This is a genomic window from Microbacterium sp. MPR-TSA4 (assembly GCF_058792815.1).
Genome location: NZ_JBXAFF010000017.1, coordinates 51,658 through 65,208 on the forward strand (window position 1 = coordinate 51,658; position 13,551 = coordinate 65,208).

Below are 13,551 nucleotides of genomic sequence, written 5' to 3' on the forward strand. Positions count from 1 at the left end.
TCTCCTCTGTGTCCGAATGGGCGGCGCCCAGTCAATGTCGTCATCAGTTCTCCTCTGTGTCCGAGTGGGCGGCGCCCAGTCAATGTCGTCATCAGTTCTCCTCTGTGTCCGAGTGGGCGGCGCCCACGGTCTGCACCCGGCGCAGTGCGAAGCCCGGGTAGTCCTGAGTGGTCTCGGCGGCCAGGTGCTCGCCGTAGGCGCCGAGGCCGCCGACATAGGCGAGGATGCGGCGCGGCTTGTCCTCGACGTTGGCGCCCGAGAACCACGACGTGCCGCGGGTGTGCAGCGTCGATGCGGCAAGCTCGTCGCTGTGGCGCACCCACGCCTCCTCAGCCTCCGGGAGCGCCTCGATCTCGTCGAGCCGCTCGGCCTTCGCATGCTCGAGCAGCGTCGTCAGCCACTCGACGTGCTGCTCGATGGAGGCGATCACGTTGGTGAAAACGGACGGGCTGAGGGGGCCGGTGATGAGGAAAAGGTTGGGGAACCCGGCGACGGCGATGCCCTTCATCGTGCGCGCGCCCTCTGCCCAGTGGTCGGACAGGCGGCGCCCGTCGCGGCCGACGATCTCGATCCGCGACAGTGCGCCGGTGACTGCGTCGTATCCGGTCGCGAGCACGACGGCATCCACCTCGAGATGCTCGGTCGTCGTCTGCACGCCGGTCGCGGTCAGTCCCACCAGCGGCGTCTCGCGCAGGTCCACGAGGGTGGTGGTGGGTCGGTTGAAGATGGCGTAGTAGCCGGCATCCATGCAGATGCGGCGGGTGCCGAACGGGTAACCGCTAGGGGTGAGGCGACGGGCCGTCTCGGGGTCGTCCACGAGCTGGCGGATCTTGGATGCCAGGAAGTCGGCGACCACGCGGTTGGCGCCGTCGTCGAGCAGCGTGTCTTCGAAGGTCACGTCGAAGCGGAATCCGCGTCCGTCCGCCCAGGCATCCTCGAGGATGGCGAGCTGCTCCTCGACGGGGACGTCGGCGGTGTTGCGGCCGGTGCCCGGCAGGATCAGGCCGTCGAGGGTCGTGCGGCAGTGGGCGCGGAGCGCGGGGTATTTCGCCTTGACCTCGGCCGTCTGGGCAGGGTCGAGCGGGCGGTTGTGGTTGGGCACGCTGTAGCTGGGGGTTCGTTGCAGCACGTACAGGTGCTCGACCTTGTCGGCGATCTCGGTGGACACCTGGATGCCGGTCGAGCCGGTGCCGAGCACGGCGACCTTCTTGCCGGTCAGGTCGACACCGTCGGGCCAGTGAGTGGTGCGCAGCACCTGGCCGCCGAAGGTCGCCTCGCCCTCGAGGCGCATCTCCTTGGGGGCCGACAGGACGCCAGTGGCCATGATGACGAAGCGGGCTGTGCGCACGACGCCGTGCTCGTCGATGACACTCCAGCGCAGGGCCGTCTCGTCGTAGGCCTGCGAGTCGACCCGGGTGCCGAAGCGGATGCCGCTGCGCAGCGCGAACCGGTCCGCCACGTGGCGGGCGTAGGAGAGGATCTCCTCCTGCGTCGCGTAGCGGTCGCGCCACTCCCACTCCTGCTGCAGCTGCTCGTCGAACGAGTACGAGTAAAAGAAGCTCTCGATGTCGCAGGTGAGGCCGGGGTAGCGGTTCCAGTACCACGTGCCGCCGACGTCGTCGCCGGCTTCGAGGACGACGGTGCGCAGTCCCAGCCCGCGGGCATGATGGAGAGCCATCATGCCCGCGAAGCCGGCGCCGATGATGATCAGGTCGGGGTCGAGATCTTCTCGTGTGTCCAGTGGATCGATGGTGGTCATCCGCGTGGTCCTCCTGATCGTGCGGCGTTGTCTTCGGTGGTGGGGGTGATTACTTCGCGGCGTTCACGAAGGTGCTGTTGACGAGCGAGGCGAGGTCGCTGCCACCCTTGATCAGACCCGCGTCGATCGAGGCCTGCTCGACGATCGGCAGGCCGCTCGTGATGAAGCTGCCGCTCAGCAGCTCCTTGTTGGCCTCAAGCGAGTAGATCTCGACGCCGGCGAACGAGGTTGCAAGCTCCTCGAGCGGCGTCTCGAGGGCGTCGGCGATGATCTGCTGCGCCGCCTCGGGCTCCGACGCGTAGTAGTCCGCGGCCTTGCCGATGGCGGAGACGAGCGCGGTCAGCGTGTCGGCGTTCTTCTCGGCCCACTCGTTCTTGACGAGCAGGACGTCGCTGATGATCCCCTCGGCCTCGGCAGCGGTGACGACAGCGTGGATGCCGGCATTCTTCGTCTTGACCTCGGTGATGTACGGCTCGTAGGTGCCGGCGCCGTCGACCTGACCAGCGATGAGGGCGGTGCCGACCGAGTTGGCGTCCATCGGGATCTTCTCGACGTCGGCATCGGTCATGCCGTACTCGCGCAGCGCCCAGTGGATCAGGAGGTCGCTGGGGGAGCCTTCCTCCCACGCGAGCTTCTTGCCCTTGAGGTCGGCGAACGACGTGATGTCGGGGCCGGCGAGGACCGAGTCGGCCTGCAGTGACGTGTCGAGCACATAGAAGGCCGTCATGTCTACGCCTTCCTCTGCCAGCTGCAGCAGCGTCTGGCTCGCGACGGTCGTGACGTCGAGTTGGCCCGAGACGAAGGCCGAGGCCTTATCGCGGTCGGTGTTGAACGTCTCGAACTCGACGTCGAGGCCGGCCTCCTCGAAATAGCCCTGCTCTTCGGCGACCCACAGGGCGCCGTAGCCGATCCAAGTGCCGATCCCGACCGTGATGGTCGTGGCGCCGGATTCCGAGGTGTCGGCTTCGCTGGCCGACGACGAGCAGCCCGCCAGGAGCAAAGCGCTTACGGCGGCGAGGGCGAGTGGTGCGGTCATGCGGCGGGAGCGCGACATGGTGATGCTTCCTTTCGGGTCGGGTGGTGCGAGGTGGTGCGGTCTGATGGCCGAGCGTCCGGAAGGCTCAGACGGTTTCCTCGTGGATGAGGTCGAGCACTTCGGTGGCGTAGTCGCGGAATTCGGGCGAGTCGATGACGTGCGGGTCACGAGGGCGCTCAAGCTCGATCGGCACTTCGGCGCGGATGCGACCGGGGCGGGCGCTCATTACGACGACGCGGTCGGAGGTGTACACGGCCTCCTCGACGTCGTGAGTGATCAGCACGACCGTGAGTCGGTGCTTCTCCCAGATCTCCGTCAGGAGCCGCTGCATCGTGCGGCGGGTCAGCGCGTCGAGCGCGCCGAACGGCTCGTCGAGCAGCAGGATGCGCGGCTGGTACGAGAACGACCGGGCCAGGGCGACGCGCTGCTGCATGCCGCCTGACAACTGCGAGGCGTAGTGCCCTTCGAATCCGGTCAGCCCGACCAGCGCGAGATACTCGCGGGCGGTGTCGGCGCGCTCGCGACGCGACATCCCGCTCGGCTTAAGAGCGAACTCGACGTTCTCCTGCGCGGTCATCCACGGCAGCAGCGTCGCGTTCTGGAACACCACGCCGCGGTCGCGTCCGGGGGCGTATACCTCCTCACCGCCCACGTCGACCTGACCCTCGGTGGCTCCGTCGAGGCCGGCGATGATCGACAGCAACGTGCTCTTGCCGCATCCGGACCGCCCGACGATCGAGATGAACTCGTTCCCGTCGATTGAGAGCGAGACGTCATCGAGGGCGGTCAAGGCGCCGAAGCGCTTCGTCAGGTGCGAGATCGTGATCGGCGTGCCGTGCGCGACGGCGGAGTGCTGGGTGATCGGGGCGCTCATGCGCGTGCTCCCATCCGCTGGTATCGGAACATGCGACGCCCGGCGGCGCGCATGAGCTGGTCGAAGACGAGCCCGAGCAGTCCGAGAACGAGCACGTAGGCGATGATCAGGTCGGAGGCGAAGTACCGCTGCGCCTGCATGATCCGGTAGCCCATGCCCGTCGACGCGGCGACGAGCTCCGCGACCACGAGCCACGTCCACGCCCACCCGAGCGAGATGCGAAGCGCGTCCCAGACGCGGGGGAGGGATGCCGGCAGCACGATCTGCCGGAGCACCGAGCGGTACGGCATGCCGAGTGTCGCTCCGAGGTCGATGTAGGAGCGTGGCACCTGACGCACGGCGTCTGAGACCATCAGCACGAGCTGGAAGTACGTGCCCATCCAGATGATGAGAAACTTCTGCGGGTCGCCGATACCCACCCACAGGATCGTGAGCGGTACGAACGCGACCACGGGCATGTACCGGACAAAGTCGACGATCGGCTCCGTGGCCGCCTCGACCTTGGCGCTCACCCCCGCCAGCATTCCGATCGGCAGCGCGACGACGACCGCGAGCAGGTAGCCGCACAGAACGCGGTAGACGCTGGTGCCCATGTCGTCCCACAGCTGCCCGTTCTGCGCCTGCTCGACGAGGCGCTCGACGATCGACAGCGGCGACGGCAGGAACAGTTCGTCGGTCAGGCCGAGCGCCGACACCAGCGACCACACAGCCACGAGCACGACGAACGAGCATGCGGCGATGGTGAGGTAGCTGCGACGGGAGATCGACCGGCTGGGCCCGAACGGGCGCCATGCCCGCCTGACCGCAGCGCGTTCCACGGGGGGCCGGTCGGCAACGCTCTGCGTGATCGTCACGTCCGGGTTCCTTTCTTGTCTGTCGGATGCGCGGTAAGCGCTCCTCCTGCGGGACCCCGATGCGGGGCGGCTGGTGGCACCATGCTCGGGTGCTCCCGTGGGCTCGCATAATCGATCCGCTCGTCCTGGGGAATCAGAAGATCTGATGTCGGGCGCGCCGAAACGTCGGCGAAACATATGGGTAACCGAGGGGTGAAGTCGTGCTCAGGCCTGCGCTGCGGCGCGCTGGCGGAACGTCTGCCTGCAGGCCTCCGCGAATGCCTCGGCCTTGCGGCTGGGGGTGGTTCCGCGCAGCCATGCGAGCGCGATCGACAGTGGTGCTGGAGCCCCGCGCAGGGGCAGGCAGGCGACGTGGCCGCCGCTGTAGGTCTGGTCGTGGACCGGCTTCTGGTTGAGCAAGGTGAATGCGTTCGAATGCGCCACAACCGAGCGCACGGCCTCGAAGCTGGTCGAGCGGAAGAACACGCGTGGAACGAGTCCCGCCGAGCGGAACGGGCTGAGGAAGTAGTCGCGGCTGACCGGGATGTCGAGCATCGCCATCGGGAACCTGGCCAGCTCCTCCACGCCGACCGCCGAGGCCCCCGCCAGCGGGTGGCTCGACGACACCGCCGCGTACAGCGGTGCGATCCCGAGCCGCTCGGTGTGGATTGCGGCGGTGTCGAGGCCGATGTCGTAGGTGATCGCGATCTCGACGGAGCGCTCGATCAGGGCACGTGAGACGTCGGCAGCGGCAAGCTCCCGGATGTCTAGGACGATGCCGTCGTGCTCGCGGGCCAGCGCTGCGAGGATCTCAGGCATGCAGAACGGCACGAGCGTCGTGAAGCAGGCCACCGGGAGCCGACCGCTGAGGGTGCGTGGGCCTACCGCGTCTACGGCATCTTCGAGCGCCGCGAGCACGGAGCGCGCGCGTGGCAGCAGGCTCTGCCCTTGCGCGGTGAGGCTCAGCGTGCGGCCCCGGCGACGTACGAGCAGCGGGGTACCCAACGCCCGTTCGAGGGCGGCGATCGACGAGGATACCGCCGACTGGGCGACGAACATGTCGGCTGCGGCATCCGTCATGCTTCCCAGCTCTGCGGTGCGGATGAAGTAGGCGAGCTGTGTCAGCGTGACGTCGTGCAGGCGAGGCATGGGCTCCCTCAGGTTCGGGTGCCACCAGTCTCGATCGTCGAGATTTCCCATGTGTTTCGGTTATGTGTCGCCGCACATGACATCTCCTTTTCTGATTCTTGAAATGATCTCGGGACATTTGCCGCAGGTGCGGTCCGCCTCGAACACTGGATGCGCGCTCCGGAGGCACCGTGCCCCCGGCGCTCGTATTCGGAGGTAGACGCGTTGAGCCCACAGACAGAGGTCCTCATCGTCGGTGCAGGGCAGGCCGGTATCGCCCTGAGCGAGCATCTAAGCCGCGCCGGTGTGCCACATCTCGTCCTCGAGCGAGGCGCCATCGCCCAGCGCTGGCGCACCGAGCGCTGGGACTCGCTGGTGGCGAATGGTCCGGCATGGCATGACCGGTTCCCGGGGCTCGTGTTCGAAGATGTCGCCCCCGACGGCTTCGCGACCAAGGACCAGGTCGCCGACTACTTCGCCGAGTACGTGCGCCGCTTCGACCTGCCCGTGCGCTGCGGCGTCGAGGTGACCAAGGTTCGTCGCACGCCCCACGGGCGCGGGTTCGATGTCGAGACGACCGACGGCCCGATCCATGCGCAATTCGTCGTCGCCGCCACCGGTGCCTTCCAGGTGCCGGCCATTCCGGCGCTCATCCCCGTCGACGCTCCCGTCAAGCAGATGCATTCCAACGCTTACCGCAACCCCGAGCAGCTCGCCCCCGGCGGCGTCCTCGTTATCGGTGCGGGATCGTCGGGCGTCCAGATCGCCGACGAACTTTGTCGGTCGGGTCGCTCCGTGTACCTTGCCGTCGGCCCCCACCACCGTCCGCCGCGTCGTTACCGCGGGCAGGACTTCGTGTGGTGGCTGGGCGTCCTGGGCCACTGGGAGGCGTCCACTCCGCCCGCGGGTGCTGAGCACGTCACCATCGCGGTGAGCGGCGCGCACGGCGGTCACACGGTCGACTTCCGCGACCTCGCGGCATCCGGCATCACCCTGGTGGGGCGCGCATCGGGCTACCAGGACGGCGTCGTGCGTTTTGACGAGGACCTGGCGGCGAACATCGCCGCCGGCGACGCCAATTACCTCAGCGTGCTCGACGAGGCCGACGCCTATATCGAGCGCAATGGGCTCGACTTCCCCGACGAGCCAGAGGCGCGTGTGCTCGCGGACCTGCCGAAATGCGTGACCGACCCGATCCTCGAACTCGATCTCGCCGAGGCCGGCATCACGACCGTAATCTGGGCCACCGGCTTCAAGACGGACTACTCGTGGCTGCCAGAAGGCGCGGTCGACGAAGCGGGTCACCCGCGTCAGCGCCGGGGCGTCAGCGACGAGGCCGGGATCTACTTCCTGGGGCTGCCCTGGCAGTCCCGCCGCGGATCGAGCTTTATCTGGGGCTCATGGCACGACGCGACGTATGTGTGTGACCAGATCCTCATCCAGCGCGGCTACCTGTCCGAGATCGTCCCCGTGAGCATGGAGGTCCGATGACCACGCACACCCGCATCCGCCCGTTCAACACCCGCGAGACCTACCCCGAGCAGAACCTCGACAACGATCTGTGCCAGGCGGTCGTCGCCGGCGGCGTCGTGTACCTGCGCGGCCAGATCGGCCAGGACCTCGAGACGCGTGAGAGCGTGGGCATCGGCAATGTCGAGGCGCAGGCCGAGAAAGCGATGGCCAACATCGACATGCTGCTGCGCGAGGCGGGATCGTCGCTCGAAGACATCGTGAAGGTCGTCGTCTACCTGACCGACATCCGTTACCGCGAGACGGTCTACCGCGTCATGGGCCGCTGGCTGAAGGGCGTGTACCCCGTCTCGACGGGCCTTGTCGTCGAGGCGCTGGCCCGGCCGGAGTGGCTGGTCGAGATCGATGCGACCGCCGTCATCAGCGGGAGCGCCCAGTGACGATCTCGCTCGTCGCGCGGGATGCCGCCACAGGCGCCTTCGGGATGGTGATCAGCTCGTCGAGCCCTGCCGTCGCCTCCCGCTGCCTGCATCTGCGGGCACGGGTCGGGGCGGTCGCTTCGCAGAACGTCACCAACCCCGCGCTCGGTCCCGGCCTGCTCGACGCGCTCGAGGGTGGCGCCGGCCCCGCCGATGCGCTCGCCGCGGTGCTCGCGGACGAGCCGTACCCCGCGTACCGGCAGGTCACGGTCGTAGACGCGGCAGGCGACGTCGGCGTCCACTCGGGCGCCAACGCGCTCGGCGTCTTCGGCTCGGCCGTCGGCGACGCGGCGGTCGCGGCGGGCAACCTTCTGGCGGGCCCGGAGGTCGTGCAGGCGATGCTCGACGGCTACGCGTCCAGCGACGCCGGGACGTTCGAAGGGCGCCTGCTCGACGGGTTGCGCGGCGCGCTCGCCGCCGGCGGCGAAGCAGGTCCCCTCCGCTCCGCCGGACTCGCTGTGGTCGAAGACGTGCCGTGGCCCGTCACCGACCTGCGCGTCGACGATGCCGACGACCCGGTGGGCGAGCTCGCTCGACTGCTCGATCTGTGGCTCCCGCAGAAGGCGGCGTACCGCACCCGCGCACTCGACCCGCGGGAAGCCCCGTCGTACGGCGTGCCCGGAGACCTGTGATGATCGCGTCGGATGCCAAGGCCCGCATCGCCGCACACGTCGACGGCGACATCGACGGGCTGCTGTCGATCAGCCAGCGGCTGCATGAGAACCCCGAGGTCGCGTGGCAGGAGCACGAGTCTGTCGCGCTCTTGAACGCCGAGCTCTCGGCGCGCGGCTTCACGGTGGCCGAGGGCGTCGCCGGGCTGCCGACGGCGTTCGTCGCCGAGCGGGGGACGGGGCCGGTCGCGGTCGGCTTCGTAGCCGAGTACGACGCGCTGCCCGGCCTCGGCCACGCGTGCGGTCACAACGTGATCGCGTCGGCCGCGGGCGGCGCCGCCGCGGCGCTCGCCGAGGTCGCTCCCGACATCCGGGTGCGGGTCATCGGAACGCCCGCCGAGGAGGGCGGCGGCGGCAAGATCCCGATGCTGGAGGCCGGCGTGTTTGACGACCTCTCGTTCGCGATGATGATCCACCCCGGCCCGGCCGATGCGGTCTATGCGCGTCCCCGCGCCGTCGCGCACATGGACATCACGTTCACCGGACATGGCGCCCACGCCGGCGCGTACCCGCATTTGGGACGCAATGCCGCCGACGCGTTCACGATCGCACAGGTGGCGATCGGGCTACTCCGGCAGCAGCTCCCGACGTCGGTCCGGGTGCACGGTATCGTCACCGAGGCGGGCACCGCTCCCAACGCCATCCCCGCCCGCGCGGCCGGATCCTGGTACGTCCGGGCCGACACCCTGGCCGAGCTCGACGAGGTCTTCCCGCGCGTGCGGGCGTGCTTCGAGGCGGCAGCGCTCGCGACGGGCTGTACATGGGAGCTCGTCGAGACGAGCCCGAGATACGCTGAGTTCCGCAACGACGAGGAGCTCGCGGCCCTGTTCACCGCCAACGCGGCGGCGCTCGGCCGCGACATGGACCCGCAGGAGCGGGGGCCGCGCGGCATGGCGACCGCGTCGACCGACATGGGCAACGTCTCGCAGCGCATCCGGGCGCTCCACCCGTATCTGAGCATCTCCTCGATGCCCGCCGTCAACCATCAGCCCGAGTTCGCGGCGGCTGCCGCCACGCCCGCCGCCGACCTCGCCGTGCGGGACGGGGCCGTCCTGCTCGCTCGGACAGCCCTCGACGCCCTGCGCGCCGCGACCGAGATCGATCCCACAGGAGGCAACCGAAATGCATGACTTGCAGACCTGGCGGCGGCTGGCCGCCGACCTCGAGCCGCGGACCCGGGCGTTCATCGACGGCGAGTTCGTCGACGCCGCCGACGGAGCGGTGTTCGAGACGCGCAACCCGGCGACCGGCGCGGTGCTGGCATCCGTCGCCCGCGGCGGAGCCATGGACGTCGACCGGGCCGTCGCGGCCGCCCGTCGCAGCTTCGTCAGCGGTGCCTGGTCGCGCGCGAACCCGGGACACCGCAAGGACGTGCTCCTGCGCCTGGCCGACCTCATCCGCACCCACGCCGACGAACTCGCGCTGCTCGATACGCTCGACGGCGGCAAGCTCATCTCCGACACCTCGACGGTCGACATCCCCGGCTCGGCGGCGATCCTGCAGTGGTATGCCGAGGCGATCGACAAGCAGTACGGCGAAGTCGCCCCGGTCGACACCGCGTCGCTGGCGATCATCACGCGCGAGCCGCTCGGCGTGGTCGGCGCAGTCGTCCCGTGGAACTACCCGCTCGAGATGGCGATCTGGAAGCTCGCGCCGGCGCTCGCCGCGGGAAACAGCGTCGTGCTCAAGCCCGCCGAGGAGTCGCCGCTGTCGGCGCTGCGCCTGGCGGAGCTCGCGTCGGAGGCGGGCCTTCCCGACGGCGTCCTGAACGTCGTCCCCGGCTTCGGCGAGGAGGCCGGTCAGGCCCTCGGCCGTCACCTGGACGTCGACGCGCTCGTGTTCACCGGTTCGACTACGGTCGGCAAGCTGTTCCTGCGTTACGCGGGCGAATCGAACATGAAGCAGGTGTGGCTCGAGTGCGGCGGGAAGAGCGCGAACCTCGTGTTCCCGGATGTGGCCGACCTCGACCACGTCGCGGCGAAGGCGGTCGCTGGCATCTTCACCTGCTCGGGTCAGGTGTGCTCGGCCAACTCGCGCCTGCTGGTGCACCAGGACGTCGCCGACGACCTCATCGAGCGCATCGCCGGCCGGGCGTCGGAGATCGTCGTCGGCGATCCGCTCGACCCGGCCTCCACAATGGGCCCGCTCATCAGCGCCCAGCAGCTCGACCGTGTGCTCGGCTACGTCGAGGCCGGTCGCGCAGAGGCCACGCTGGCCTTCGGCGGCGACCGCGTGCTGACCGGGGCCGGCGGGTACTTCGTGCAGCCGACCGCGTTCCGCGAGGCGGACCAGGATGCCGCGATCTCGCGTGAAGAGGTGTTCGGCCCGCTACTGGCAATCTCGACGTTCCGTGACGAGGAAGAGGCGATCGCCCGTGCCAACGGCACCGAGTACGGGCTGGCGGCGTCCGTCTTCACTGATTCGCTGGCCCGCGCACGCCGGGTCGCATCCGCGCTCCAGGCGGGGACCGTGTCGGTGAACACGGTCGACGCGCTCGATGTGACGATCCCGTTCGGCGGCGTCAAGCAATCCGGCTTCGGCCGCGATCTGTCCCTCCACGCGCTGGACAAGTTCACCTCGCTGAAGACGACCTACTTCGCCGGCTGACACCGCTATCGCTCCCAGGGAGACCACCATGGCCTACGACACTGCTGACCTCGTCGACTACCTCGTGCTCGGGGGCGGCACCGCCGGGTGCATCGTCGCCGCGCGGCTGAGCGAAGATGTGCGGGTCTCGGTCGGACTCGTCGAGGCAGGCCCCACGGATGCCGACGAGCCTCGAGCCAACACGATCCGCCGGTGGGCGGAGATGCTCGAGGGGGAGTACGACCTGGATTACCGCAGCGTCCCGAACACGCGTGGTAACTCATTCATCCGGCAGGCCCGCCTGCGAGTGCTCGGCGGCTGCTCGACGGCGAACACCATGATCTCGTGGCGCCCGCTGCGCGGCGACCTCGACGAGTGGGTCGCGCTCGGTGCCGAGGGCTGGGACTTCGAGACGGTCGACCCGTACTTCGACCGCCTGCTCGCGCCGATCACCCCCATCCCCGACGTCGACCGCAACCCCTACCTGCAGGACGTCATCGACTCCGCGTCGGCCGCGCTGGGCGTCCCGGTGCGCGAGCGATGGAACGACCACGAGGTCGATCAGGGCGCCGGCTACTTCGAGATCGGCTACGACCCCGAGACCAACCAGCGATCCTCCGCGTCGCACTCCTACATTCGGTCCGGAGCCGACCGGCGCGACAACCTCCACATCACGCTGGGCGGTCTCGTCGAGCGGATTCTCATCGAGGACGGGCGGGCGGTCGGGGCCGTCGTGCGGACGGCCGACGGCATCCGCACCCTGCGTGCGCGACGCGAAGTGATCGTCAGCTGCGGCGCGATCGACAGCCCCGCCCTGCTGCAGCGCTCCGGCATCGGCCCACGAGCGGTGCTCGAGGCGGCGGGCGTCGACGTGCTGATCGACCTGCCCGGCGTCGGCGAGAACCTGCAGGACCACGCCGAGGGACTGATCGTGTGGGAGGCGCGCTCGCAGCGCATCGACGTCTGCGCCACCGGGTGGGACGCCGGATACGTCGTGAAGGTCGACCCCGACAGCACGGTGCCCGACGTATCGACGCACATCCCGCTGGAGACGTGGGGCGTACACGCCGAGCGGCGCGGAGTCGCGCTCCCCGAGAACAACCTGTCGCTGGCGCCCAACGTCGCCAAGCCGCGCAGCCGTGGACGCGTGTGGATCGCATCGCCCTCGCCCGACGACGCACCCCTCATCGACTACGGATCCTTCACCGACCTCGAGGGACGCGACGAGCGGATGCTCGTGGAGGGCGTGAAGCTCGCGCGCCGCGTTGCCGCGCAGGAGCCGTTTGCGTCGCACCTAATGCGCGAGGTGTTCCCGGGACCCGACGTGCAGAGCGACGAAGATCTGTCGGAGGTGCTGCGCGACACCCACCAGACCGTGTATCACGTCTCGTGCACGTGCCGCATGGGCGCCGATGACGACCCGCTCGCGGTGCTCGACCCGCAGCTGCGGGTGCGCGGTGTCGACGGTCTGCGCGTCGTCGACGCGTCGGTGTTCCCGACGCTGTCGGCTCTCAACCCCGTTGGGCTCATCATGACGGTGGCCGAGCGAGCCGTCGACCTGATCCGCGAGGGCGACGCGGCCTGACGGGATCTGCCGAGGGCGACGTGTGCGGCCCCGGCGGCATCCGCTACTACTGTCCTTAGCCTCGATCCACCGATGAGCCTTCGGCGGGTGGCGTCGGCGTGATGGGCGCGGCGTGATCGGCTGCGGGCAGGGGTGAGTTCCGGGCGTCTCATCCCGGTTGTCCACTTCGTTCTCGGTCGTGCCGCTGGTGGCGGCGGTGGTCAGCTGGCCGCGGCCGGTGGTGGTGGTGCGTGCGTCGCGGTGAAGAGTCGGTCGAACGCGGTCTGCCAGGGCCAGGCGTCCGGCAGGTGCAGGATGATGCGGCGCGCCGTCCGTGCCAGTCGTGCCGGCACTGAGATGAGGGTGCGGCGAATCGTCGCGGTCGTTGCCCGGGCGAGCCGCCCGCCTCGGTCGGCGATGAGTCCAGCGGCGCGAGTGAGGTTGAATGCGATCACGGCGAGGACGAGCCATGCGCTGTTCGCGGTGAACACTCCCGAGGGCAGGTGAGCGAGCGGGCCCGCCTTCAGGTCGGCGTGAACTTGCTCCCCCCACTGTCGCGCCTGCTAGATCGTTTCGAGAGAGTCTTGCGAGAGCGCGGAGAGTATCGCCGACTCGTCGACGCAGGCTATATAGCAACGGCTCGCCCCGGAGACGTGACGTAAGAACGGTCGTCGTGGCGACTGTCGACGTCCGGTGATAAACCCAGTGCCGGGCGTGCCGGCGCTGGCGGCCGCGAGCGCAGACCGCCTCGGTCGAACACACTCGCTCCCAGGGCGTGACGGATATCCATTGTGGTGGAACCAGCTGACGCACCACCGCCCGCAGGGCGGTCCCCGACCAGCGCACCCGACCGTGCGCTGTGCGCGATCGCACTTCCGGAGCAACTTGCCAGTCGGCGATTCCCGTAAGACCCGCCCGCAAGAAAGCCCGGTGAAGGGGGGCTAACTGCAACACGATCTGAGGTCGCTTGAAGGGAGGATGTTGCCGAGGACGACTCGTCCCGATTGATGCATCAGACGCAACGAGCGAGCCCCTCGTTGCGGCTTTGAATTCGCGTCGTCATGCGGCTCGCTTGTCTGGTGCAACCTCCTTCTTGCGTCTGCGCAGTGTTGTGAGTGCTCACTTTCGGAGTAGTCGCCCTTCCTCCCGCC

At 69.0% G+C, this 13,551-nt stretch carries 11 protein-coding genes and 1 pseudogene; 6 read left to right on the plus strand and 6 right to left on the minus strand.

Going from position 1 to position 13,551, the window contains the following annotated elements:
- Window positions 1-91 precede the first annotated feature (91 nt).
- From AC1Q49_RS09125 to AC1Q49_RS09145, 5 genes are all read right to left on the minus strand, one after another.
- Window positions 92-1,759 carry a flavin-containing monooxygenase gene (locus AC1Q49_RS09125; protein WP_492491737.1) on the minus strand — a complete coding sequence of 556 codons (1,668 nt, stop codon included), beginning with the start codon at window positions 1,757-1,759 and terminating at the stop codon, window positions 92-94.
- 49 nt (window positions 1,760-1,808) lie between these two features.
- A complete protein-coding gene (locus AC1Q49_RS09130; protein WP_492491739.1) occupies window positions 1,809-2,813 on the minus strand; it encodes an ABC transporter substrate-binding protein in 1,005 nt (334 codons plus the stop codon).
- Window positions 2,814-2,880: 67 nt separating this feature from the next.
- Complete coding sequence (locus AC1Q49_RS09135) at window positions 2,881-3,669, minus strand: ABC transporter ATP-binding protein (protein ID WP_492491741.1); 789 nt, start codon at window positions 3,667-3,669, stop codon at window positions 2,881-2,883.
- Window positions 3,666-4,523, minus strand: coding sequence for an ABC transporter permease (locus tag AC1Q49_RS09140; protein ID WP_492491743.1), 858 nt, complete (start codon window positions 4,521-4,523; stop codon window positions 3,666-3,668). The genes AC1Q49_RS09135 and AC1Q49_RS09140 overlap by 4 nt, the downstream gene beginning before the upstream one ends.
- A 204-nt stretch (window positions 4,524-4,727) precedes the next feature.
- On the minus strand, window positions 4,728-5,702 hold the full coding sequence (locus tag AC1Q49_RS09145; protein WP_492491745.1) for a LysR family transcriptional regulator: 975 nt from the start codon (window positions 5,700-5,702) through the stop codon (window positions 4,728-4,730).
- A gap of 153 nt (window positions 5,703-5,855) precedes the next feature.
- On the opposite strand from AC1Q49_RS09145, the gene AC1Q49_RS09150 reads away from it, so the two are divergent.
- From AC1Q49_RS09150 to AC1Q49_RS09175, 6 genes are read left to right on the plus strand one after another with little or no spacing between them, the layout of a single operon-like run.
- Window positions 5,856-7,121, plus strand: a complete 1,266-nt coding sequence (locus AC1Q49_RS09150) for a flavin-containing monooxygenase (protein ID WP_492491747.1) — start codon at window positions 5,856-5,858, stop codon at window positions 7,119-7,121.
- The gene (locus AC1Q49_RS09155) at window positions 7,118-7,540 is read left to right on the plus strand and encodes a RidA family protein (protein ID WP_492491749.1); all 423 of its coding nucleotides are present in this window, start codon (window positions 7,118-7,120) and stop codon (window positions 7,538-7,540) included. Before AC1Q49_RS09150 ends, AC1Q49_RS09155 begins: the two co-directional genes overlap by 4 nt.
- Window positions 7,537-8,211: a DUF1028 domain-containing protein gene (locus AC1Q49_RS09160; protein ID WP_492491751.1), complete on the plus strand. Its 675-nt coding sequence runs from the start codon at window positions 7,537-7,539 to the stop codon at window positions 8,209-8,211. The genes AC1Q49_RS09155 and AC1Q49_RS09160 overlap by 4 nt, the downstream gene beginning before the upstream one ends.
- Window positions 8,211-9,380, plus strand: coding sequence for an amidohydrolase (locus AC1Q49_RS09165; protein ID WP_492491753.1), 1,170 nt, complete (start codon window positions 8,211-8,213; stop codon window positions 9,378-9,380). Before AC1Q49_RS09160 ends, AC1Q49_RS09165 begins: the two co-directional genes overlap by 1 nt.
- Window positions 9,373-10,857 (plus strand): aldehyde dehydrogenase, encoded by a 1,485-nt coding sequence (locus AC1Q49_RS09170; RefSeq protein ID WP_492491755.1) that lies wholly within the window; start codon window positions 9,373-9,375, stop codon window positions 10,855-10,857. The genes AC1Q49_RS09165 and AC1Q49_RS09170 overlap by 8 nt, the downstream gene beginning before the upstream one ends.
- Window positions 10,858-10,885: 28 nt before the next feature.
- Window positions 10,886-12,421, plus strand: a complete 1,536-nt coding sequence (locus AC1Q49_RS09175) for a GMC family oxidoreductase (RefSeq protein WP_492491757.1) — start codon at window positions 10,886-10,888, stop codon at window positions 12,419-12,421.
- Between the two features lie 200 nt (window positions 12,422-12,621).
- Here AC1Q49_RS09175 and AC1Q49_RS09180 read toward each other — a convergent pair.
- Window positions 12,622-12,945: pseudogene (locus AC1Q49_RS09180) on the minus strand (transposase); the annotation flags it as partial.
- Window positions 12,946-13,551: the final 606 nt, after the last annotated feature.

Coding starts and splice junctions, on each gene's coding strand:
- AC1Q49_RS09130 (WP_492491739.1), bottom strand. CDS start 2,813: ATGTCGCGCTCCCGCCGCATGACCGCACCACTCGCCCTCGCCGCCGTA.
- AC1Q49_RS09175 (WP_492491757.1), top strand. CDS start 10,886: ATGGCCTACGACACTGCTGACCTCGTCGACTACCTCGTGCTCGGGGGC.
- AC1Q49_RS09145 (WP_492491745.1), bottom strand. CDS start 5,702: ATGGGAAATCTCGACGATCGAGACTGGTGGCACCCGAACCTGAGGGAG.
- AC1Q49_RS09155 (WP_492491749.1), top strand. CDS start 7,118: ATGACCACGCACACCCGCATCCGCCCGTTCAACACCCGCGAGACCTAC.
- AC1Q49_RS09125 (WP_492491737.1), bottom strand. CDS start 1,759: ATGACCACCATCGATCCACTGGACACACGAGAAGATCTCGACCCCGAC.
- AC1Q49_RS09170 (WP_492491755.1), top strand. CDS start 9,373: ATGCATGACTTGCAGACCTGGCGGCGGCTGGCCGCCGACCTCGAGCCG.
- AC1Q49_RS09165 (WP_492491753.1), top strand. CDS start 8,211: ATGATCGCGTCGGATGCCAAGGCCCGCATCGCCGCACACGTCGACGGC.
- AC1Q49_RS09135 (WP_492491741.1), bottom strand. CDS start 3,669: ATGAGCGCCCCGATCACCCAGCACTCCGCCGTCGCGCACGGCACGCCG.